The following is a 21,518-nucleotide window of genomic DNA, read 5'->3' as shown; positions in this document are numbered from 1 at the left end:
GCGCATATACAGAAGCGCGCACAGGCAGACCAATCCGAACGGGTGGACAATCGAGGACGACATGGAACAAATTTCAGACGCGACAGACACCGTTTGGGCGCAAATTCAACAACTCTTCAGCGCGGAAATCTACAACGGCAAATCCTTTTCGGACCTGCTCACATTTGAATCCCTGATCGGCCTGGCTGGCAATCTGCTGGCCGCCACGGTGATAATCTTTCTGGGCTTCACCATCTCGGCCATGTTGCAGCGGCGGGTGCGCCGGTTGGGTGAAATGCACGCCAGTCTGGACAAGACTTTGTTCGATTTTCTGGCCAACATCGTGCGCTACACCGTGCTTGCGTTTACGGTTCTGTTCGTCCTGAACACCTTTGGTATCCAGACTACGTCGATCATTGCGCTGCTTGGCGCGGCAGGGCTGGCCATCGGTCTGGCCTTGCAGGGCACCCTGTCGAATGTGGCCGCAGGGGTGATGATCATCCTGTTTCGCCCCCTCAAGATCGGCGATTTCGTGCAGATTGACGACACCCTTGGCACTGTCAAGGAAATCACCCTGAACTACACCGAGATCGCCGATATGGGGAACGTGCGCGTTGTCGTCCCTAATTCCGAGGTTTGGGGCAACACGATCAAGAATTTCTCAAGCTACCCCACCCGCCGCGCGGAGTGGACGTTTGGGGTTGGATACGGTGCCAACCTCGCCAAAGCCGAGCAGGTCATTCGCGACACCGTCATGGCCGACGAACGCTCGCATTCGGACCCCGAGCCGTTCTTGCAGGTCAACAACCTTGGCAGCAGCAGCGTCGACTTCCTGCTGCGCGTGTGGGTCGACTCAGCAGATTATTTTCAGTATCAGGCCGACATCAAACGCAAAGTCAAAGAGGCGCTGGACGCCGCTGACATCGACATCCCGTTCCCCACGCGCACCATCGTGTCTCAATCAGACGACAGCGCGCAGGCCGAAGACGCCATGGCCGCAGAGTAGGTCGGGTCGACTGTGGGGCCCGGTAGGCGGCGGCTGTTAGAGGTTGAAGGGGGGTAGTCCCGCAACGGTCGGCGCGGCTATCCGCATTTCGAGAACCCGCAGGACGCGCAGGTCATGCACCCCTCGACCATCCGCAACTCATAGCTGCCACAGGACGAACACGCCTTGCCGCGCGGTGCGTCCAGTCCCACAACCTCGGCCTTGGGGTCGGATTTCAGTCCCATACCCTCGCCCGCGATGAACCCGGTCGATATCATGTGCTGTTCGATCACCCGGCCAATCGCGGCGAGGATCGATGGAATGTACTTCCCTTGCATCCAGGCACCACCACGTGGGTCGAACACCGCTTTCAACTCCTCGACCACAAAGCTCACATCGCCCCCGCGCCGGAACACCGCCGAGATCATGCGCGTCAGCGCCACGGTCCACGCGAAATGCTCCATGTTCTTGGAGTTGATGAACACCTCGAACGGGCGACGATGCCCGCCGATGACCAGATCGTTGATGGTAATGTAAAGCGCATGCTCGCTGTCGGGCCACTTGACCTTGTAGGTGTTGCCTTCAAGCGCGTTGGGCCGGGCCAGCGGTTCGGCCATATAGATGACGTCGCCATGAGGCTGCATCGGCTCTGCGTCGCCGTCGGCCATGACCGGCGTTTCAGCGGATTTTTCTTCGGCCACGCTCAGCACGCTACCTGTCACCGCGTTGGGCCTATAGGTCGTGCAGCCTTTGCAGCCGGTATCCCAAGCCTGCATATAGACGTCTTTGAAGTCATCGAACCCAATATCCTCGGGGCAATTGATCGTCTTGGAAATGCTGGAATCGACCCATTTCTGTGCGGCCGCCTGCATCTTGACGTGATCAGCGGGCGACAGGGTTTGGGCGTTGACGAAATAGTCGGGCAGGTCCGCGTCCCCTTTCAAGTCGCGCCACATCTGCACGGCGTAGTCCACCACCTCTTCCTCGGTGCGCGAGCCGTCTTTTTGCAGCACCTTGCGGGTGTAGGCATAGGCGAATACCGGCTCGATCCCGGAACTGACATTGCCTGCATAGAGGCTGATGGTGCCGGTGGGCGCGATGGAGGTCAGAAGCGCGTTGCGGATGCCATGTTCGGCAATGGCGGCGCGCACATCCTCGTCCATGGCCTGCATGGTGCCGCTGGCCAGATAGCCTTCGGCGTCGAACAAGGGAAACGCGCCTTTTTCGCGCGCCAAGTCAATCGACGCCAGATAGGCAGCGCGCGCGATCCCTTTCAACCAGGCTTCGGTCTGACGCGCCGCTTCGTCCGAGCCATAGCGCAAGCCCACCATCAACAGCGCATCGGCCAGACCCGTCACGCCAAGGCCAATCCGGCGTTTGGCCGCCGCCTCGCGCGCCTGCGCCTCGAGCGGGAATTTCGACGCATCGACCACGTTGTCCATCATCCGCACCGCCGTGCGCACGAGGCTGTCCAATGCGTCGACATCCAGCGTCGCGGCGGCGTCAAACGGGTTGCTCACCAGCCGCGCGAGGTTGATCGAGCCAAGCAGGCAAGCCCCGTAAGGCGGCAAAGGTTGTTCGCCGCACGGGTTCGTTGCCGCAATCGTTTCGCAATAGTTGAGGTTGTTGGCGGCATTGATCCGGTCGATGAAGATCACACCCGGCTCGGCATAATCATAGGTCGACTGCATGATCGCGTTCCACAAATCACGCGCCCGTACGGTCTTGTATACAGTATCGCCAAAGACCAGATCCCAGGACCCGTCGCCCTTGACCGCCTCCATGAACGCATCGGTGATCAGGACCGAGACATTGAACATGCGCAGGCGGGCCGCATCGGACTTGGCGGTGATGAAATCCTCGATATCGGGGTGGTCGCAGCGCATGGTCGCCATCATAGCCCCGCGCCGCGACCCGGCGGACATGATGGTGCGGCACATCGCATCCCACACATCCATGAACGACAAGGGCCCGGACGCATCTGCCGCAACCCCTTTGACCCCAGCCCCCTTGGGCCGGATCGTCGAGAAATCATAGCCAATGCCGCCGCCCTGCTGCATGGTCAGCGCGGCCTCTTTCAACATTTCGAAAATGCCGCCCATGCTGTCGGGGATCGTGCCCATGACAAAACAGTTGAACAGCGTGACCGACCGCGCCGTGCCCGCCCCGGCGGTGATGCGACCTGCGGGCAGGAACTTGAAGTCCTCCAGCGCGGCATAGAACGTGTCTTCCCATGCTGCCGGGTCGTTTTCGACCTGCGCGAGATCGCGCGCGATGCGCCGCCAGCTGTCTTCGACCGTTGCGTCAATCGGGGTGCCGTCGGCCTCCTTGAAGCGATACTTCATGTCCCAAATCTGTTCAGCAATTGGTGCGGCAAAGCGTGTCATGGAGGCATCCCCGTTGGTCACAGCCGATTCTGTCGGCTGCCTTGGCAGGCAGCCAGCCTATCGCGGCGAGCGGGAAAACGCCACGATAAATCCCTGCGACAAACACCACTCATTGCAGAAACGGCACAGGGCACTACAATATAAGGTGTGGCTTGGGGACGACTCTGTGGATAACTTTATCAACCTGATCAAACTGTCCGTCGGCAGCGAAACCTATGAGGACATCCTTGCGTGGCAGTCCTCAAAACGCGCGCAGACCAAGGATGGCTTGCCCCGCCATGTGACGCGCATGTGGCCCAAACGCGAGGCCGAAATCCTGAATGGCGGCTCGATCTATTGGGTGATCAAGGGCGTGCTGACCTGCCGCCAACGCATCTTGCGGCTGGACGAAGTGATTGGCAGCGACGGTATTCGACGCTGCGCCATCGTGTCCGATCCTGACTTGATCCGCGTGCAAACCGCGCTCAAACGCCCGTTCCAAGGCTGGCGCTACCTTAAGCCGGCGGACACGCCCCCCGACCTGCCAAAAGGGCGCACCGCCGAAGACCCGCTGCCTACCGAGTTGAACCGAGCCCTTGCCGAAATCGGGGTGCTATAGGGGCGCTGAGGCCTCAAGCACCAGCCACGTCCACGCCACATCCGCGTCCTTGTTCTGGGTTTGCACCGAGGGGGTCGTTGCCTTGTGGACCACAGCCATCCCGGCCTCGTGCGCCATTGCAACGGTCTGAGAAACGTCCGCGGAATATCCCACACGATCTGGCGCTGAGGCCCCTTCACGGATCGAAATGATCAGCCGCCCATTGGGCTTCAGAACCTCCGCCAACCGCCGCAGCGCTTGACCCCGGTCCGTCCTTCGCAAATGGTGCCATACCGCCACCACGACGATCAAATCAAATGGCTCCGCTTTGAAGTCAGCCAATGCTGGCAAGGTGGCGTCCTGCCAAGTGATGCGAGGATGCGGGTGCAAGCGCCGTCCGGCTGCGCGCAATGGCTCCACCGGTTCAACCGCAACAACCGCGTGACCTCGTGCGGCAAACCACGCGGCATCCCGCCCGGTGCCAGCCCCCACATCCAAAACCCGCGATGCCGAGCGGGGCAGGAAATCCACCACAGGCGCGAACAGGTCCTGTGAAGAGATACGTTCGAAGCGGTCGGTCAGGTCAGATGCGGCAGCGGCATAGCCATCCAGGACAGGATCACGCATCACTCACAAACCCTTTGATCTGTTACGCCAACCGCTCCGACAGATCGCGCAAGACGGCCCGATCCGCGTCCTCAAGCGGGGCCACCCGACTGCGCCAGAGCGTCGCCTGACTGGCCAGGATCAACCCATCCGACAGCACCTTGAGGTGATTGGCGCTCAGCGTCTCTCCGCTGGACGTGATATCGGCAATCGCCTCGGCGGTTTCGTTTGCAACCGTGCCTTCGGTTGCGCCCTGGCTGTCGACAAGGGCGTAGTCGGCGACGCCGGCATCGCGCAGGAACTCGCGCACAAGCCTGTGATATTTCGTGGCGATGCGCAGCCGGAACCCGTGCCGGGCCCGGAACATCGCCGCAACTGCGTCGAGGTCATCGGTCAAATCGACATCGACCCATGCCGTCGGCACCGCCAGCACCAGATCGGCGTGACCAAAGCCCATTTCGACAATCGGTTCGACCTGCTGTTCCCACAGCGGCAACTTGTCCTGAACAAGGTCGGTGCCCGTGACACCCAGATGGATACGCCCCGCTGCCAGTTCCCGAGGGATTTCGCCGGCCGACAACAGCACGAGCGCCACACCATCGATCCCGGCCACGGCCCCTGCGTATTCACGATCCGACCCGGTGCGCGTCAGGGTCACGCCGCGTTTGGCAAACCAGTCAAAGGTCTTGTCCATCAGCCGCCCCTTGGACGGCACACCCAGTTTGATCGTCATGGGGGCCCCTCCAGTTCGACCATCAGACCGGGGCGCAGCACGGCACCAACAGCCGGGATCTCATCACCACCACCAAGGCGCTGTGTCAGCGCGTCATAGCGCCCGCCACTCGCGATCGGGGGCAGATCAGGGCGGCCATCCGCATAGAACGCAAAGACAAAGCCGTCGTAATATTCCATCAGCGTGCGCCCGTGGCTCGCCTCGAAGGTAAGCGCATCCACATCAATGCCCCGCGCGCGCAACGCCTCGGCGCGGGCCGCGAAGCGGCGCACGGCGGGCTTGATCGCGGGCATGTCCACGCTCAGATCGTTCAACTGCTGCAAGGCAAAGGGGACGGTTTCGCGCACCGCCAACAGCGCCTCGAGGCCTTCAAGCTCCTGCGCGCCGATGGGTGGCTCAGCGGCATCTGCACGCAACGCCGCAATGCGGGCGTCGATTTCGGACCGCGTGCGCAAACCTGTGAGGGGTGCGGTGCTTGTCACGTCGCCAGCGATCAGGGCGGCCCGGCTCGCCGGGACAGGCACGCGCCCGCCAAACCGATCCAACAGCGCGCGAAACCGGCGAGGCCGCCAAATGTGGCGGCGCAGGGCCGCCTTGCGACGGTCAGAGGTTTGCAAGCTCTCAACAGCTGCCATGAGTATGCCGATATCCCCGGTCACCGCGCGCAGTGGCAGATGGGTCAACGTATTGGCAATCAACGCAAAAACCTCGGCATCTGCGGCTGGTGGGTCGGCGCGGTCAAATACCTCATAGCCGACCTGCCAATACTCATTGGCCCGCTCGGCGTCGTCTTCCTGACGGCGAAACACCTCACCCGCATAGGTGTAGCGGGCCGGTTCCGCGCCAGTCGCCATGTGCATCTGCACAACCGGAACCGTGAAGTCAGGGCGCAGCATCTGCTCGCCACGCAAGGCATCAGAGGTCACATAAGCGCGGGCGCGGATATCTTCGCCATAAAGGTCCAAGAGCAGCTCTGCGGGTTGCAAAACGGGTGGCTCGACCACGCGCGCGCCCGCCGCTTCGAACGCGGCACGCAAAGCCAATGCACGGGCGCGGGGCGTGCTCATCCCTCAAGGATCTCGCGTACTTTGGCGAGCATTTCCGCGCGGGGCACTTCGAACTGGCTTGGCCGGTCCTTCCACTCTTCATGGGTGGCGGTTTCGGCAATCTTTGCGCCCAGAACGAGATCCTTTATCTGGACGACGCCGCGTTCTTTCTCGTCGCCACCTTCGATGATGGCGACGGGCGATCCGCGTTTGTCGGCGTATTTCAACTGGTTGCCGAAGTTCTTTGGATTGCCCAGATAGACTTCGGCCCGGATGCCAGCCTCGCGCAATTCAGCCACCATCGCCTGATAGTCGGCCATGCGGTCACGGTCCATGACGGTCACGACGACCGGTCCCGGCGCTTCCGTGCCGATCCGGTTTGTCGCCCGCAAAGCGGCCAACAAGCGGTCGACACCAATGGAGACGCCCGTGGCGGGCACCTCCTGCCCGGTGAAGCGTTTGACGAGGTCGTCATAGCGCCCGCCCCCTGCGACCGATCCGAAATTGCGCGGACGGCCCTTGTCGTCGGTGACTTCGAAGGTGAGCTCGGCCTCGTAGACGGGGCCGGTGTAATAGCCGAGGCCGCGGACGACCGAGGGGTCAACCTCGACCCGATCCGATCCGTACCCTGCTGCATCCAGCAATCCAGCGATCTCTTCTAGTTCATCGACTCCTTTTGTCCCGATGTTCGAACCTTGGACCAAGTCCCGCAAACGCGCGATGGTTTCGACGCCCGTCTCTCTTTTGGCCTGCATAAAGCCCATGATGATTTCGGACTGCGGGTCGCCAAGACCAGCACCCTCAGTGAAATCCCCGCTCTCGTCCTTCCGGCCTGCACCCAACAGCGCGCGCACGCCGTCCGCACCAAGCCGGTCCAGCTTGTCGATCGCGCGCAGCACAATGCCGCGCTCGGCCTCTTTATCGTCGCCGGAAAGGCCCGCAACCTCCATGACGCCGTTCAACACTTTGCGGTTGTTGATGCGGATCACGTAGTCGCCGCGCGGAATGCCGACGGCTTCAAGCGTGTCGGACAGCATCGCGCAAATCTCGGCATCCGCGGCCATGCTCGCAGTGCCCACCGTATCCGCATCGCATTGATAAAACTGGCGAAACCGACCCGGTCCCGGCTTTTCGTTACGCCACACCGGGCCCATCGTGAAGCGACGATAGGGCGTGGGCAAATCATTGCGGTGCTGGGCATATACACGCGCCAGCGGAGCGGTCATGTCATAGCGCAGGGCCAGCCAATCGCCGTCCTCTTCCTGCCAGGCAAAGACACCCTCGTTCGGGCGATCCACATCCGGCAGAAACTTGCCCAACGCCTCGACCGTCTCGACCGCGCTGCTTTCGAAGGCGTCAAAGCCATAGCGATGATAGACCTCGCCGATGGCGCGCAGCATGTCGTTGCGGTCGCGCACATCCGTGCCAAAGTAATCTGCAAAGCCCTTGGGCGTCTGCGCCTTGGGGCGGGGGGTCTTTTTGGGCTTGGCCATGATGCCACTCCGATAGGGATCGCGCGGGCCATATCGCAGGTGGCCAAAGGGGGCAAGGCGCGCTTGGGTTGCGCGCGCCCCCGGATTGGCGCACATGAGGGGGCATGGACACGCGGATCGAACGACTTGAAGAGCAGATTGCGCACCTGACACGGACCGTGGAGGACCTGTCAGATGTGGTTGCGCGGCAGGAAACGGAACTCGCCATTCTGACCCGGCGGGCGCAGATGCTGATGGCACGCGAGGCCGAGCGCGAGGCGCAAGGCGGTGGCGGCGTCGTGGTCGGGGATGAGAGACCACCGCATTATTGACAAGGATGCCACGGGCATCGGACCCCTTCAGGGCCGCTTGAGCGACTTTGCCAATACCGCGCCGTCATGCAGCAGCATATCGGCCCAACGCGCATTCTCTCCGAAATTTTCGTAGGCGCTTACGAACACCGTCGTCCGGTCCAGCCGCGAAATACGCGCGCCACATGGTTTGCTGCGCCCGACATTGCACACTTTGGCCTTCACCTTTTCATACGCCTGATCCGTCGTGGAATAGGGGTACTCCTTGGCAGGCAGCCCATAGCGGAGTTGTTCGTGAAATTCCGGTGCCCCGAACAACGCGAGCGATGCTGTGAACTGACGCGGGCAGTTGTCGGTGAACCCGGTGATATAGAAGGTCCGCGGACCCCCTCCATTCGGAACCGTATCGAACAACTTGTATCCCCGCCCTTTGCGCGCACCCTGATCCACGAGTGTGCCAAGCTGGGCCGGTTTCGCCTCACACACCCGCGCAATTTCACCAAAGGCCAGCATTGTGCCAAGCGGGACATCGCCCGCATCCGGACCGGAGCGGTTCGCGTTCTTGCCACCTCCAAACAAGGTCAGCGTTGGTTGATTGGTATCAGTTGAGCGTGTCGGCTGGTCCGGTTCAAGCGCGGCAACCTGCTCGGGGGCATTGTCGGGTTGTGGCTCCGCTGTGGCCGTCACGGTGTTCTCGTCGCTATCGCTTTGCACAACCGCTTCGGCGGTTGCGGCGCGACGCAACCAGCCAACGATTCCGCCTTGTCGTGGCGCGGGGTCAGCAGTCGCAACGGTTGTGTCAGTATCTACCCCGGCATCGGCAGGGTCCGGCGCGACCGTGACCTCGCCCGTCACATCATCTTCGGGGGCGGGTTGATCGGTGCGAAACAGACCGGCCAACACGCTCTCTTCACGCGCCAGTTCCGCCTCACTTGGTAAAGCGGCGCTGGCGTCGAACGGAGTCAACGGCGCGTCTTGCGGAACGGTCTCGATCTGCGACATGGGATCACTGCACGCGCCCAACGCACAGACGATCCCGGATGTGAGCCACATCTTGCGCATTGGTTTCTCCCCCCACCTCTGCTAGCGCGTATACTTAGTGCCTAGGCGGGCTTTCGTCCAGTCGGCGGGACGCGCGGCTAGATTTCCTGAACCTCAATCACGCCGGAAAGCGACTTGATCGCACCCTTGATCTGGGGCGTGACCGGGAAGTCCGCGCCCAGATCCATTTCGACCTCACCCGGCAGGCTGTCGTCGCGCAGGCACAGCGTGATCGGCCCGCGCCCCCCCGTCCGCGCCCCTTGTGCCGCCCCCTCAAGGACGGTCGCCACCGAGGCGAGTGCAGAGGGTACTTCGACAAAAATGCGCAGGCCCATGCCGCCCACATCCGCCACAACCGTGTCCACAGGCGCGACCGAGCGGCCCAGCAATTTCAACTGCTCGCTTTCCATGGTCGCTTCGACCGTGACGATGACCTTGGCCCCGGTCTCAAGAATATCCTGTGCCTTTTCAAGGCTTTCAGAGAACAGGGTCACCTCGTAAGCGCCCGTCGTGTCCGACATCTGACAAAACGCAAACCGGTTGCCGCGCGCCGATTTGCGGATTTGAAGGCCCGATACGACACCGGCGAGCTTGGCCACAAGCGGCTGGCGCTCCGCCTTGGCGATCACCTCATCAAGGGTGATGATCCCCTTGCGTTTCAACTGGCCCATGTAGTCATCCAGCGGGTGGCCCGAGAGGTAAAAGCCCACCGCCTTGTGTTCCTCGCCCAACCGCTCGGCCGGCAACCAGTCATCGACGGGCATCATTCGGGGCTCAGGCAGATCATCACCTGCTTCGCCAAAGAGCGATACCTGATTGGACGACTTCTGGTCATGGACTGCTGCGGAATAGGCCGACAACGCGTCCAGCGCGTCAAACACGCGACGCCGGTTTGGATCGAGCTGGTCAAAAGCACCGGCACGTGCCAACATCTCAAGCGGGCGCTTGCCCACCCGTTTCAAATCGACCCGGCGGGCCATGTCAAACAGGGTCGCGAACGGCTTATCACCCCGCCCCTCGACGACTAGTCGCATCGCCTCCACCCCAACGTTTTTCAACGCCCCAAGCGCATAGACCAGTGCGCCGTCCACCACTTTGAACGTCGCATCAGACCGGTTTACGCAAGGCGGCACCCATGGCAGGTCCAGTGATTTGCGCACCTCTTCGAAATAGACACCCAGCTTGTCGGTCAGGTGGATATCGCAGTTCATGACCCCGGCCATGAATTCGACCGGGTGGTTCGCCTTGAGCCATGCGGTCTGATAACTCACCACAGCATACGCTGCCGCATGGGATTTGTTGAAACCGTAGTTGGCAAACTTGTCGAGCAGGTTCCAGACCTCGACCGCTTTGGGTTCGTCCACGCCGTTTTCAGCCGCCCCTTTGAGGAACTTTGGCCGCTCGGCGTCCATCGCTTCCTGGATCTTCTTGCCCATCGCACGACGCAGCAGATCCGCCCCCCCCAAGGAGTACCCCGCCATCTCTTGCGCAATCTGCATCACCTGTTCCTGATAGACGATGATGCCTTGAGTTTCGTCAAGGATGTGGTCGATGGTCGGGTGCAGCAACTCCCGCTCCGACAGCTTGTTCTTAACCTCGCAGAACTTGGGAATGTTCTCCATCGGCCCCGGACGGTACAGCGCCACAAGGGCGATTATGTCCTCGATGCAGTCCGGTTTCATCCGTTTGAGGGCATCCATCATGCCCGAACTTTCCACCTGAAACACGGCTACGGTTTTCGCCGACGCATAGAGTTTGTAGGACGCCTCGTCATCCAGAGGGATGCCGCCGATATCGTTTTCCATGCCCTCGGCGGGCACGTACAATTCTGTTCCGTCCGCTGCCGTATGCAGCGTGCGGCCCGACGCCAAAATCTGATCCACCGCGTTCTGGATCACGGTCAGGGTCTTGAGCCCCAGAAAGTCGAATTTGACGAGGCCCGCCTGCTCCACCCATTTCATATTGAACTGGGTCGCAGGCATATCCGAACGCGGGTCCTGATACAGCGGCACAAGCGCATCCAAGGGCCGATCACCAATCACCACCCCGGCCGCATGGGTCGAGGCGTTGCGCAACAGCCCCTCGACCTGCTGACCGTATTCAAGCAGGCGCGCGACGACCTCTTCATTGCGGGCCTCTTCGCGCAGGCGCGGCTCGTCCGCCAGCGCCTTCTCGATGCTGACGGGCTTTACACCCTCCACCGGAATCAATTTTGACAGCCGATCCACCTGCCCATAGGGCATCTGCAACACGCGCCCGATGTCACGCACCGCCGCCTTGGACAACAGCGCGCCAAAGGTGATGATCTGCCCCACCTTGTCGCGCCCGTATTTCTGCTGAACATAGCGGATGACTTCCTCGCGCCGATCCATGCAGAAGTCGATGTCGAAGTCGGGCATGCTGACCCGCTCGGGGTTCAGGAACCGCTCGAACAGCAGGGCATAACGCAAGGGATCGAGGTCGGTCACCGTCAGCGCGTAGGCCACCAGAGACCCCGCACCCGAGCCACGTCCGGGACCGACCGGAATATTCTCATCCTTGGCCCATTTGATGAAGTCGGCAACGATTAGGAAATAACCCGGAAAGCCCATGCCCTCGATGATATCCAACTCGAAATCGAGCCGTTTTTGGTAGTCCTCAACGCTGGCGGCATGCGGAATGACCTTGAGCCGCTCCACCAGCCCCGCATTGGCCTGACGGCGCAACTCCTCGACCTCGTCATCGGCAAACTTGGGCAGGATCGGGTCACGCCGATAGGCCATAAACGCGCAACGACGCGCGATTTCCACCGTATTTTCAATGGCCTCAGGCAGGTCGGCGAACAGGGTCACCATCTCGGCGGGGCTCTTGAAATAATGCTGGGCGGTCAAGCGGCGGCGTGGTTCCTGCTGATCGACATAGGCACCTTCGGCGATGCAGATCAGCGCATCGTGGCTCTCATACATATCCGGTTTGGGGAAATAGACATCGTTGGTCGCCACCAGCGGCAGATCCATCGCATAGGCCATCTCGACAAAGCCGCGCTCGCTCAAACGCTCCGCTTTGGGCAGGCCATCCTCGCCCGGGTGGCGCTGCAATTCGACATATAGACGATCGCCGAACATCTCGGCCAGTTGCGTCATGAACGCCTCCGCCGCCGGACGTTGCCCGGCTTGCAGCAGCATGCCCACAGGCCCGTTCGGCCCACCGCTCAGACAAATGAGGCCAGCGGAATGACCCGCCAACTCAGCGAGTGTCACATGCGGCAACTCGGACCCCTCGCGCAGATAGAGGCACGAGTTCAACTTCATCAGGTTCTCATAGCCCGCCTCACTCTGGGCCAGCAAAACCACCGGGGCGGGATCGCGGGGCCGCTCGCCGGGGCGCGGCGCGACATATTGTACATCAACCTGACAGCCAATGATGGGTTGCACCCCGGCACCCGCCATTCCCACCGAAAACTCGAGGGCGGCGAACATGTTGTTGGTGTCAGTCAGGGCAATAGCCGGCATCCCCGCACCACGCACCAGATCGGGCAGCTTCTTGAGGCGCATGGCCCCTTCCAACAGCGAATATTCGGAATGGGTGCGCAGGTGAATGAATCGGGGCGTGTCTGTCATGAAGCCAACGTAGAACACCTGTAGCCCCCATATCCAGTGGTGCTGCAAAGTTATGCACACCAAATCAAGCCCGCCACCAAATCCGCAATCGCCCTTGCCACCTCCATCGCCCCCGCATAGCCTGTTATGCGATCCGCCCGAGCCCCGCCTCTACGCCGCATCGAGGCTGCGCCACATCCATGGGCTTTGGTAGAGCGGCAGGTCCTGTTCACATGCGCACGCGTTTCCACCTCAACGGAACACCCGTCACCGCCGAGACGTCCCCCACTACAACCCTGCTCGACTGGCTGCGTGAGGATCAAAACCTTACCGGTACCAAGGAAGGCTGTAACGAAGGGGATTGCGGGGCCTGTTCTGTCATGGTCACGGATGAGACCGGAGCCCGCACGCTCAACGCCTGCATTCTGTTCATGCCCCAGATCGAGGGCAAGGCGATCCGCACCGTCGAAGGGATCGCCGCACCGGACGGCACCCTGCACCCCGTCCAAGAGGCGATGATCAAACACCATGGCAGCCAGTGCGGGTTCTGCACCCCGGGCTTCATAACAACCATGGCCACCGCGCACCTGAATGGGGCCACCGATCACGACACGCAGCTGGCCGGGAACCTGTGCCGTTGCACCGGTTACGCCCCGATCATCCGCGCTGCACAAGAGGCCGAAAGCGCGCCCGCACCTGGCCACATGGACGACACGGCCCATCTTTTGACCGAAAATACCGCGGGGGAGCCGCAGGCGGGGGCAGCGCCTCCAACCACGCCCGCAGCCCTCGCCGCATGGATGGATGAGAACCCCCAGGGCGCCCTGATCGCAGGTGCAACGGATGTGGGACTGTGGGTGACCAAGGATTTCCGCGACCTCGGACCGATTGCCTTTCTCAACCGCATTCCCGAACTGGCGGGGGTCGATGTCAACGACGATACAATCCGCATCGGCGCGGCCACAACGCTCAGCGATCTGCAACGCGCAATCGCGCCGCACCACCCCGCCTTTGCCGAACTGATCCGGCGCTACGGGTCAGTGCAGGTGCGCAACGCAGCAACCATCGGGGGCAATGTCGCCAACGGATCACCCATCGGGGATGGTTCGCCCGCGTTGATCGCGCTGGACGCAACCCTGCATCTTCGCAGCGTCAATGGAACGCGCACCTTGTCGCTCGAGGATTTCTTTGTCGCCTATGGCAAGCAAGATCGCGCGGACAACGAGTTTGTCGAGGCCATCAGCATCCCGCGCCGCGCCGATCATCTGCGGTGCTACAAACTGTCCAAACGTTTCGATCAGGACATCTCGGCGGTGTGCGGCTGTTTCTGGATCGAAGTCACCGACGGCACCGTGAGCCAAGCCCGCCTCGCCTTTGGCGGGATGGCAGGAACGCCGTGCCGCGCTGGCTGGGCCGAGGCCGCGCTGAACGGCAACCCCTGGAACGAGGCCACGATTGCCGCCGCGATGACCGCCCTGTCCCAAGACTTTACACCGCTGTCGGACATGCGCGCCTCAGCCAGTTACCGGATGGAGGCGGCACAAAACATGCTGCTGCGCGCATGGCTCGAAGATCAGGGGCAAGCCGCCAACGTGCTTGAGGTCCTATCATGAGCGTTGCGAGCCCCCTGCCCCACGACGCCGCCCATCTGCATGTGACCGGAGCGGCGCGCTACGTGGATGATACACCCACGCCAAGCGGCACATTGCACCTCGCCTTTGGTCTCAGCCCGTCGGCAAGTGGCACGATCACGGCGCTTGATCTGGCAAAGGTCCGGGCCGCTCCAGGTGTTGTGGATGTTGTGGTGGCGGATGATTTGCCATTCGACAATGACGTGTCCCCTTCTGCCCATGACGAGCCGCTGCTGGCCAAAGAGACTGTGCACTATGTCGGCCAGCCCCTCTTTCTGGTGATCGCCACATCGCATCTTGCCGCACGGTTTGCAGCGCGTCAGGCCGAGGTCACGATCGCGGAGAGCACGCCGATTTTCAGCATCGAAGATGCTCTGGCCGACGGTGCGCGGTTCGAGGATGGCCCGCGCATCTATGAACGCGGGGATGCCGCGCAGGCCCTTGCCCAAGCCAAAAACAACCTGTCGGGCCAGTTCCATATCGGCGGACAAGAGCATTTCTATCTCGAAGGCCAAGCGGCCCTCGCCCTGCCCGGCGAGGACGGGGATATGCACGTCATTTCCTCGACGCAGCACCCGACCGAGATCCAGCACAAAGTGGCCGAAGCCATTGGCAAACCCATGCACGCCGTGCGCGTTGAAACCCGGCGGATGGGCGGCGGATTTGGGGGTAAGGAAAGCCAGGGCAACGCGCTTGCTGTCGCCTGTGCGGTTGCCGCGCTACGCACGGCCCGCCCGTGCAAAATGCGATATGACCGTGATGACGATATGATCGTGACGGGCAAACGCCACGATTTCCGCATCGATTATGATGTCGGCTTTGATGCTGAGGGGCGGATCACCGCACTGGACGTGCGTCACTTTACCCGCTGCGGATGGGCGATGGATTTGTCCCTGCCCGTCGCTGACCGCGCCATGCTGCATGCCGACAACGCCTATTGGCTGCCCGATGTGCGCATCGAAAGCCACCGTCTGCGCACCAATACCCAATCCGCCACCGCCTTTCGCGGGTTTGGTGGCCCGCAAGGGATGCTGGGGATGGAGCGGATCGTGGACCACATCGCCGCCCACCTTGGCCTTGATCCACTGCTGGTGCGCCAAAGGAACTTTTATACCTCCGGTGGCGGTATTTCTGGTCAAAAGAAGATGCAGACCACGCCCTATGGCCAGATTGTGGGTGACTTTATCCTGGATAAACTGGTTGCGCAGTTGCGTGCCTCATCCGAGTACGACGCGCGACGCGATGCCATTGCGCAGTGGAACGCTGACAATCCTGTGCTGAAAAAGGGCATTGCCCTCAGCCCCGTCAAGTTCGGCATATCGTTCACCCTCACCCACCTCAACCAAGCGGGCGCGCTGGTGCACGTCTATGCGGATGGATCAATCCATCTGAACCATGGCGGCACGGAAATGGGTCAGGGCCTGTTCCAGAAAGTGGCGCAGGTCGCGGCCAGTCGGTTCGGGGTCGATATGGCCGCCATCAAGATCACCGCGACCGATACCGCCAAAGTGCCCAACACCTCTGCCACTGCTGCTTCATCCGGCAGCGATCTCAACGGCATGGCAGTCAAGGCAGCTTGCGACACAATCCGCGACCGTATGGCTATGCATCTGGCGCACCTGCATCAATGCGCGCCCGACGCTGTGCAGTTCGTAGACGGTCAAGTGATCGCCGGCGAGGCGACCTACAGCTTTGCCGAAGTGGCGGCCCTCACCCATCAGGCCCGCATCAGCCTGTCCTCGACCGGGTTCTACAAGACACCCGACATCGAATGGGACCGCATCAAAGGCCATGGCCGCCCGTTTTTCTACTTCGCCTACGGGGCAGCCGTTACCGAAGTCGTCATCGACACGCTGACAGGCGAAAACCGCATCCTGCGCGCGGATGTGTTGCATGATGCGGGCACTTCGCTGAACCCTGCCTTGGACATCGGGCAGGTCGAGGGTGGATATGTGCAAGGGGCAGGTTGGCTGACCACCGAAGAATTGGTCTGGGACGATGTCGGGCGGCTGCGCACCCACGCGCCTTCCACCTACAAGATCCCGGCCTGCGGTGATCGGCCTGACGTGTTCAATGTCGACCTTTGGGACGGTGAAAACCGGGCCGACACGATTTACAAATCCAAGGCCGTGGGCGAGCCGCCCCTGATGCTGGGTATCTCGGCCTTTCTTGCGCTCAGCGATGCCGCGTCGGCCTGCGGGCCGCACTATCCTGACCTGCAGGCCCCCGCGACCGGCGAGGCTGTGATGTGCGCCATCCACAAGGCGCGCGGCGATGTTTGACCGCGCCCGCCTGATCGCGGAATGCGCGGCGCATGGCCGCGTGGTGCGGGTGGTGGTGGCCAATGTGCGCGGCTCTGCCCCGCGCGAGGTGGGTGCCGCGATGCATGTCTGGGCAGACGGGCAGTCCGGCACCATCGGTGGCGGCGCGCTGGAATTTGAACTGGCCGCACAGGCGCGCGGCCTGCTGCACGACACGCACAGCCGTCACGCGCTTGGGCCAGACCTTGGCCAATGCTGCGGCGGCGCGGTGGATATTCTGAGTGAGGTGTTTGACACGGCGCGCGCGCGCGGGGTGCCCGAGGATGTTTTCGCGCGTGGCACCGGGCCCATGCCGTTGGGCGTCAAACGGGCGCTTAGCACCGTCCGCAGTCAAGGGGTGCACCCCAAGGCAGCGCTGTATGATGGCTGGATGATAGAGCCTGTGCAGCCCCCCGACCGACCGCTCTGGATTTGGGGGGCTGGGCATGTGGGGCGCGCGCTGGTGGATGTGGTGCATCCGGTTCCGGGCCTTGCGATCACGTGGGTCGACACGGCCGAAGACCGGTTTCCGCGCACTGTGCCGGACGATGTCACCACCGTACCCGCCGCCGATCCCACGTCGCTGGTGCCCTTTGCGCCCAAAGACGCAGAGCACCTGGTTCTGACCTATTCCCACGAGATTGATCTCGCGTTGTGTCACGCCCTGCTGCGCCATTCCTTTGCATCCTGCGGGCTGATCGGGTCGGCCACCAAATGGGCACGCTTTCGCAAACGGCTGACCGATCTGGGCCACACAAGCGGTGAAATCGAACGCATTCAGTGCCCCATCGGCGATCCAAGCCTCGGCAAGCAACCACATTTGATTGCGATTGGGGTCGCCTATCGGCTAGCAATGGCGTCGCGAACCATACACCGGCCACTGGAGACCTTTGCGTGACCCCATTGCTTGCCTTGCGCGGCCTGACCAAAGCCTATCCCGGGGTCATTGCCAATGATGCGGTGACGCTGGAGATCGCTCCGGGTGAGATCCACGCTTTGCTTGGCGAAAACGGGGCTGGCAAGTCCACGCTGGTCAAGATGATCTACGGGCTGGTCAAACCTGATAGCGGTACGATGCAAATGCGCGGGGCCGACTATGTGCCGACCGATCCGCGTGCCGCACGCAGCGCCGGGGTCGGCATGGTGTTCCAGCATTTTTCCCTCTTTGATGCGCTCAGCGTGGCCGAAAACATCGCCCTCGGCATGGAAACACCCCCCGCGATGCGCGCGCTCGCGACCCAAATTCGCAAAGTCTCCGAAACCTATGGCCTGCCACTGTCGCCTGACCGCACGGTGGGCGATCTGTCCGCCGGAGAGCGGCAGCGCGTCGAGATCATCCGCTGTCTGCTGCAGGATCCCAAGCTGTTGATCATGGACGAGCCGACATCGGTGCTGACCCCGCAAGAGGTTGATATCCTTTTCGAAACCCTGCGCAAGCTGAGCGCAGAGGGCACCGCGATCCTCTATATCTCGCACAAGCTCGAGGAGATCCGCGCCCTGTGCGATGCGGCCACGATTCTGCGCGGGGGCAAGGTGGTCGGCACCTGCATTCCGCGCGATACATCAGCCCGCGACATGGCGGAACTGATGGTTGGCAGCACGCTGGCCACCCCGAAAGCCGCCGCACACAACACCGGCAACGTGGTGCTGGATGTGACCGGGCTGTCTGCCCCCGCGCCGTCGGCTTTTGGCATGGCGCTCAAGGATGTGACGTTTCAGGTCCGCGCTGGCGATGTGCTTGGCATTGGGGGCGTTGCGGGCAACGGGCAGGATGAGTTGCTGGCGGCGCTGTCCGGCGAAACCCCCTGCGCCCCCGGCATGGTGTCATTTCTGGGCGGCGATTTGTCCACCATCGCCCCCGAAGCCCGTCGCGGGCTTGGCGTGCTGTCGGCCCCCGAAGAACGCCTGGGCCATGCGGCCGCCCCCAACATGTCGCTCACCGAAAACGCGATGCTGACCGGTGCCGCGCGCGAAGGTCTGTCTGTGCGCGGGCTGCTGAACTGGCCCAAAACCCGCGCTTTCGCGGAACGGATCATTGCGGAATTTGACGTGCGCACGCCGGGACCGGACAATGCCGCGCGGTCCTTGTCTGGCGGCAACCTGCAGAAGTTTGTGATTGGACGCGAGGTGTTACAGCGCCCCGAAGTATTGGTGGTCAACCAGCCGACTTGGGGCGTGGACGCCGCCGCTGCTGCCGCCATCCGCCAATCGCTTCTGGATCTGGCGGCAGGGGGCGCTGCGGTGGTCGTGATCAGTCAGGATTTGGATGAGTTGATGGAAATCTCGGACCGGTTCGCGGCCCTGAACGAAGGACGTCTGAGCGCGCCGCGCCCCACGTCGGAACTGGATGTGGAACAGATTGGCCTGATGCTGGGCGGTGCCCACGGGATCGAGGTCGCACATGTTTGAGACCCGCCCATCACAAAGGACGCCCGTGGAACACAAAAACCAAGGATCGCGCCCATGATCCGGCTTGAGGCGCGTCCACAGCCAAGCGCCGTCATGGCCTATGCAACGCCGGTTTTGGCCGTGTTGCTCACCATGATCTTTGGCGGGGTGTTGTTCGCCGTTTTGGGCAAGGACCCGCTTCAGGCGATCACCACGATCTTTTGGGAACCTGTTTTCGGCGAATTCGCGTTTTTCTACCGCCCCCAACTGCTGATCAAAGGGGCGCCATTGGTCCTGATCGCGATCGGTCTGGCCCTCGGGTTCAAAGCCGGCATCTGGAACATCGGGGCCGAGGGGCAGTACATCGTCGGCGCGATCTGTGGCGCAGCAGCGGGCCTTGCCTTTTACCCGACCGAGAGCGCCTTTATCTTTCCGCTGATGGTGTTGGCGGGCGCATTCGGCGGGTGGGCCTGGGCGATGATCCCCGGCGTGCTCAAGGTGAAGTTCGGCACCAACGAGATTTTGGTGTCGCTGATGCTGGTCTATGTGGCCGAGCAACTGCTGGCCTCTATGTCATTGGGATTGCTGAAAAACCCGGAAGGGTTCGGCTTCCCAGGGTCACGCAATCTGCAGCAATACGCCTCCGCCCACAATGCCGAGTTGATCGCGGGCACGGGCATGCACTGGGGCGTGGTGGCGGCCTTGGTTGCGGTTATCTTTGCGTACGCCTTGTTGGCGCGACACCGTTTGGGCTTTGCCATTCGGGTTACCGGTGAAGCCCCGCGCGCGGCCAAGTTCGGGGGCGTCAACCCGGGCCGCCTGATCCTGTTCTGCCTTGGCACATCCGGTCTGCTCGCCGGTCTGGCGGGCATGTTCGAGGTGTCGGGCCCCGCCGGACAGATCAGTATTGATTTCAATGTCGGCTATGGGTTCACCGCGATCATCGTCGCCTTTCTGGGGCGCCTCAACCCGCTTGGCATCGTGGCGGCGGGGCTGCTGATGGCGCTCACGTATATCGGCGGAGACATTGCGCAAAGCCAGTTGGGCCTGCCCGCAGCGGCCATTCAGGTGTTTCAGGGCATGTTGCTGTTTTTCCTGCTCGCGCTGGATGTATTGACGAACTATCGGGTGCGGTTTGGGTCTCAGGAGGTCGCATGATGCATTGGACAGCCCTCGTTTTGACGCTTCTTGCGCCGCAGGTCGCACTCGCCAATTCGTATCATCACTGTGGCGCGCCGCTCGTGAGTGCCGCAGATCACAATGGCCTTCCGCAGCCTGAGTTTTCATTCCGCTTGACCCTTGGTGATCACAGTTATCCGGCACGATTTCTAGGGCAAGGCCACGCCTTTGACGGCACTACCTTCAAACACATGACATGGACCGGGACGTGGGCCTATTTCCAACACGACCTACAATTGGTGGGTGAAGTCTCGACCGAAGGGGACGCAAAGGAATGGCGCGCGTCTGCCGTTTTCTCGGACACGTCAGTCATGATCCTTAATGTAGATCGCGGTGATGGCGACACTCTGATGATCCGCTGTTTGCCAACGGACGGAGCCTGAAATGGACCTTTCTGCCATCAATCCCGTCCTCCTCGTTGCAGCCATGATCGCTGCCGCCACACCCATCTTGCTAGCGGCCATCGGCGAGTTGGTCGTCGAGCGCGCAGGGGTGCTGAACCTTGGGGTCGAGGGGATGATGATCACCGGTGCCGTCTGTGGGTTTATCATCACGGTCAATACCGGTTCGCCCACAGTGGGTTTCATTGCTGCAGCGATCGGTGGGGCGGTGTTGTCACTGTTGTTCGCATTTTTGACCCAGGTGGCGCTGGCAAATCAGGTCGCCTCGGGCCTCGCGTTGACCTTGTTCGGGCTGGGTCTGTCGGCACTGATGGGCCAAAGCTATGTCGGCATCAAACCGCCCCGGATGGAGGCGACCCCGCTTGGACCTCTGGCAGATATACCCGTCATCGGACCAATCGTTTTCGGACATGACATGGTCGTCTACCTCGGGTTGGCCATCGTGGCTGCGACATGGGCCACGCTGAAATTCACGCGTGCCGGTCTGGTGCTGCGCGCGGTTGGCGAAAACCACGACGCAGCCCATGCGCTCGGCTACAAGGTCAAGCGCATCCGCACTCTGGCGATCCTGTTCGGCGGTGCCTGCGCAGGCTTGGGCGGAGCTTATATCAGCCTCGTGCGCGTGCCCCAATGGACCGAAGGGATGACAGCCGGTGTCGGCTGGATCGCACTCGCTCTGGTGGTATTTGCGTCTTGGAAACCCTGGCGCGTGTTGCTGGGTGCCTATCTTTTTGGCGGGATCACCCAATTACAGTTGAACCTGCAAGGCGCAGGCGTTGCCATTCCGGTCGAGTATTTGGCAATGTCCCCCTACATCGTGACGATCATCGTGTTGGTGATTCTTTCGGCGGACAAATCGCGCGCGCCCGGATCACTGGGACGTACCTTTCACGCTTCGGGTTAA

17 protein-coding genes are annotated in these 21,518 nt (G+C 61.9%); 10 read left to right on the top strand and 7 right to left on the bottom strand.

Annotated elements, in window-relative coordinates; translation table 11 throughout:
• Positions 1-61 precede the first annotated feature (61 nt).
• Positions 62-985 carry a mechanosensitive ion channel domain-containing protein gene (locus Q0908_RS14865; protein ID WP_299286043.1) on the top strand — a complete coding sequence of 308 codons (924 nt, stop codon included), beginning with the start codon at positions 62-64 and terminating at the stop codon, positions 983-985.
• 77 nt (positions 986-1,062) lie between these two features.
• On the opposite strand, the gene Q0908_RS14860 is transcribed toward Q0908_RS14865, so the two are convergent.
• Entirely contained in the window at positions 1,063-3,351 is a 2,289-nt protein-coding gene (locus Q0908_RS14860; RefSeq protein WP_299286040.1) for an adenosylcobalamin-dependent ribonucleoside-diphosphate reductase, read from the bottom strand.
• Positions 3,352-3,517: 166 nt separating this feature from the next.
• On the opposite strand from Q0908_RS14860, the gene Q0908_RS14855 reads away from it, so the two are divergent.
• Positions 3,518-3,949 carry a DUF1489 domain-containing protein gene (locus Q0908_RS14855; RefSeq protein WP_299286037.1) on the top strand — a complete coding sequence of 144 codons (432 nt, stop codon included), beginning with the start codon at positions 3,518-3,520 and terminating at the stop codon, positions 3,947-3,949.
• Here the strand turns inward: Q0908_RS14855 and Q0908_RS14850 are convergent.
• Genes Q0908_RS14850 through hisS form a run of 4 tightly spaced genes read right to left on the bottom strand, consistent with a single transcriptional unit; the run spans position 3,944 to position 7,806 of the window.
• A complete protein-coding gene (locus Q0908_RS14850; RefSeq protein WP_299286034.1) occupies positions 3,944-4,555 on the bottom strand; it encodes a class I SAM-dependent methyltransferase in 612 nt (203 codons plus the stop codon). The two genes, Q0908_RS14855 and Q0908_RS14850, sit on opposite strands and share 6 nt — an antisense overlap.
• Positions 4,556-4,577: 22 nt before the next feature.
• Entirely contained in the window at positions 4,578-5,267 is a 690-nt protein-coding gene (gene hisG, locus Q0908_RS14845) for an ATP phosphoribosyltransferase (RefSeq protein ID WP_299286031.1), read from the bottom strand.
• Positions 5,264-6,334: an ATP phosphoribosyltransferase regulatory subunit gene (locus Q0908_RS14840; protein ID WP_299286028.1), complete on the bottom strand. Its 1,071-nt coding sequence runs from the start codon at positions 6,332-6,334 to the stop codon at positions 5,264-5,266. Before Q0908_RS14840 ends, hisG begins: the two co-directional genes overlap by 4 nt.
• Positions 6,331-7,806 carry a histidine--tRNA ligase gene (gene hisS, locus Q0908_RS14835; protein ID WP_299286025.1) on the bottom strand — a complete coding sequence of 492 codons (1,476 nt, stop codon included), beginning with the start codon at positions 7,804-7,806 and terminating at the stop codon, positions 6,331-6,333. Before hisS ends, Q0908_RS14840 begins: the two co-directional genes overlap by 4 nt.
• Before the next feature lie 116 nt (positions 7,807-7,922).
• On the opposite strand from hisS, the gene Q0908_RS14830 reads away from it, so the two are divergent.
• Positions 7,923-8,117 (top strand): SlyX family protein, encoded by a 195-nt coding sequence (locus Q0908_RS14830; RefSeq protein WP_299286244.1) that lies wholly within the window; start codon positions 7,923-7,925, stop codon positions 8,115-8,117.
• A 27-nt stretch (positions 8,118-8,144) separates the two neighbouring features.
• Here Q0908_RS14830 and Q0908_RS14825 read toward each other — a convergent pair whose 3' ends face one another.
• Together Q0908_RS14825 and dnaE are read right to left on the bottom strand one after the other, a co-directional pair.
• Entirely contained in the window at positions 8,145-9,158 is a 1,014-nt protein-coding gene (locus tag Q0908_RS14825) for a hypothetical protein (RefSeq protein ID WP_299286022.1), read from the bottom strand.
• Between the two features lie 77 nt (positions 9,159-9,235).
• Entirely contained in the window at positions 9,236-12,736 is a 3,501-nt protein-coding gene (gene dnaE / locus Q0908_RS14820; RefSeq protein ID WP_299286019.1) for a DNA polymerase III subunit alpha, read from the bottom strand.
• A 212-nt stretch (positions 12,737-12,948) separates the two neighbouring features.
• On the opposite strand from dnaE, the gene xdhA reads away from it, so the two are divergent.
• The 7 genes from xdhA to Q0908_RS14785 are packed head-to-tail and all read left to right on the top strand — an operon-like array spanning position 12,949 to position 21,518.
• Positions 12,949-14,328 carry a xanthine dehydrogenase small subunit gene (gene xdhA / locus Q0908_RS14815; protein WP_299286016.1) on the top strand — a complete coding sequence of 460 codons (1,380 nt, stop codon included), beginning with the start codon at positions 12,949-12,951 and terminating at the stop codon, positions 14,326-14,328.
• Entirely contained in the window at positions 14,325-16,628 is a 2,304-nt protein-coding gene (xdhB, locus tag Q0908_RS14810) for a xanthine dehydrogenase molybdopterin binding subunit (RefSeq protein WP_299286013.1), read from the top strand. Before xdhA ends, xdhB begins: the two co-directional genes overlap by 4 nt.
• Entirely contained in the window at positions 16,621-17,544 is a 924-nt protein-coding gene (xdhC, locus tag Q0908_RS14805; RefSeq protein ID WP_299286010.1) for a xanthine dehydrogenase accessory protein XdhC, read from the top strand. Before xdhB ends, xdhC begins: the two co-directional genes overlap by 8 nt.
• Positions 17,541-19,055: an ABC transporter ATP-binding protein gene (locus tag Q0908_RS14800; RefSeq protein WP_299286007.1), complete on the top strand. Its 1,515-nt coding sequence runs from the start codon at positions 17,541-17,543 to the stop codon at positions 19,053-19,055. Before xdhC ends, Q0908_RS14800 begins: the two co-directional genes overlap by 4 nt.
• 54 nt (positions 19,056-19,109) lie before the next feature.
• A complete protein-coding gene (locus Q0908_RS14795; protein ID WP_299286004.1) occupies positions 19,110-20,192 on the top strand; it encodes an ABC transporter permease in 1,083 nt (360 codons plus the stop codon).
• Complete coding sequence (locus tag Q0908_RS14790; protein WP_299286001.1) at positions 20,189-20,596, top strand: hypothetical protein; 408 nt, start codon at positions 20,189-20,191, stop codon at positions 20,594-20,596. Before Q0908_RS14795 ends, Q0908_RS14790 begins: the two co-directional genes overlap by 4 nt.
• 1 nt (position 20,597) lies before the next feature.
• Entirely contained in the window at positions 20,598-21,518 is a 921-nt protein-coding gene (locus Q0908_RS14785; RefSeq protein WP_299285998.1) for an ABC transporter permease, read from the top strand.

It is taken from the genome of uncultured Tateyamaria sp., assembly GCF_947494755.1.
GTDB lineage: Bacteria > Pseudomonadota > Alphaproteobacteria > Rhodobacterales > Rhodobacteraceae > Tateyamaria.
The sequence above is the reverse complement of the archived record's forward strand: the minus strand, read 5'-3'. Positions and strand labels throughout refer to the sequence as shown.

Coding starts and splice junctions, on each gene's coding strand:
- Q0908_RS14865 (WP_299286043.1), top strand. CDS start 62: ATGGAACAAATTTCAGACGCGACAGACACCGTTTGGGCGCAAATTCAA.
- Q0908_RS14860 (WP_299286040.1), bottom strand. CDS start 3,351: ATGACACGCTTTGCCGCACCAATTGCTGAACAGATTTGGGACATGAAG.
- Q0908_RS14850 (WP_299286034.1), bottom strand. CDS start 4,555: ATGCGTGATCCTGTCCTGGATGGCTATGCCGCTGCCGCATCTGACCTG.
- hisG (WP_299286031.1), bottom strand. CDS start 5,267: ATGACGATCAAACTGGGTGTGCCGTCCAAGGGGCGGCTGATGGACAAG.
- Q0908_RS14840 (WP_299286028.1), bottom strand. CDS start 6,334: ATGAGCACGCCCCGCGCCCGTGCATTGGCTTTGCGTGCCGCGTTCGAA.
- hisS (WP_299286025.1), bottom strand. CDS start 7,806: ATGGCCAAGCCCAAAAAGACCCCCCGCCCCAAGGCGCAGACGCCCAAG.
- Q0908_RS14825 (WP_299286022.1), bottom strand. CDS start 9,158: ATGCGCAAGATGTGGCTCACATCCGGGATCGTCTGTGCGTTGGGCGCG.
- dnaE (WP_299286019.1), bottom strand. CDS start 12,736: ATGACAGACACGCCCCGATTCATTCACCTGCGCACCCATTCCGAATAT.
- xdhA (WP_299286016.1), top strand. CDS start 12,949: ATGCGCACGCGTTTCCACCTCAACGGAACACCCGTCACCGCCGAGACG.
- xdhB (WP_299286013.1), top strand. CDS start 14,325: ATGAGCGTTGCGAGCCCCCTGCCCCACGACGCCGCCCATCTGCATGTG.
- xdhC (WP_299286010.1), top strand. CDS start 16,621: ATGTTTGACCGCGCCCGCCTGATCGCGGAATGCGCGGCGCATGGCCGC.
- Q0908_RS14795 (WP_299286004.1), top strand. CDS start 19,110: ATGATCCGGCTTGAGGCGCGTCCACAGCCAAGCGCCGTCATGGCCTAT.
- Q0908_RS14790 (WP_299286001.1), top strand. CDS start 20,189: ATGATGCATTGGACAGCCCTCGTTTTGACGCTTCTTGCGCCGCAGGTC.
- Q0908_RS14785 (WP_299285998.1), top strand. CDS start 20,598: ATGGACCTTTCTGCCATCAATCCCGTCCTCCTCGTTGCAGCCATGATC.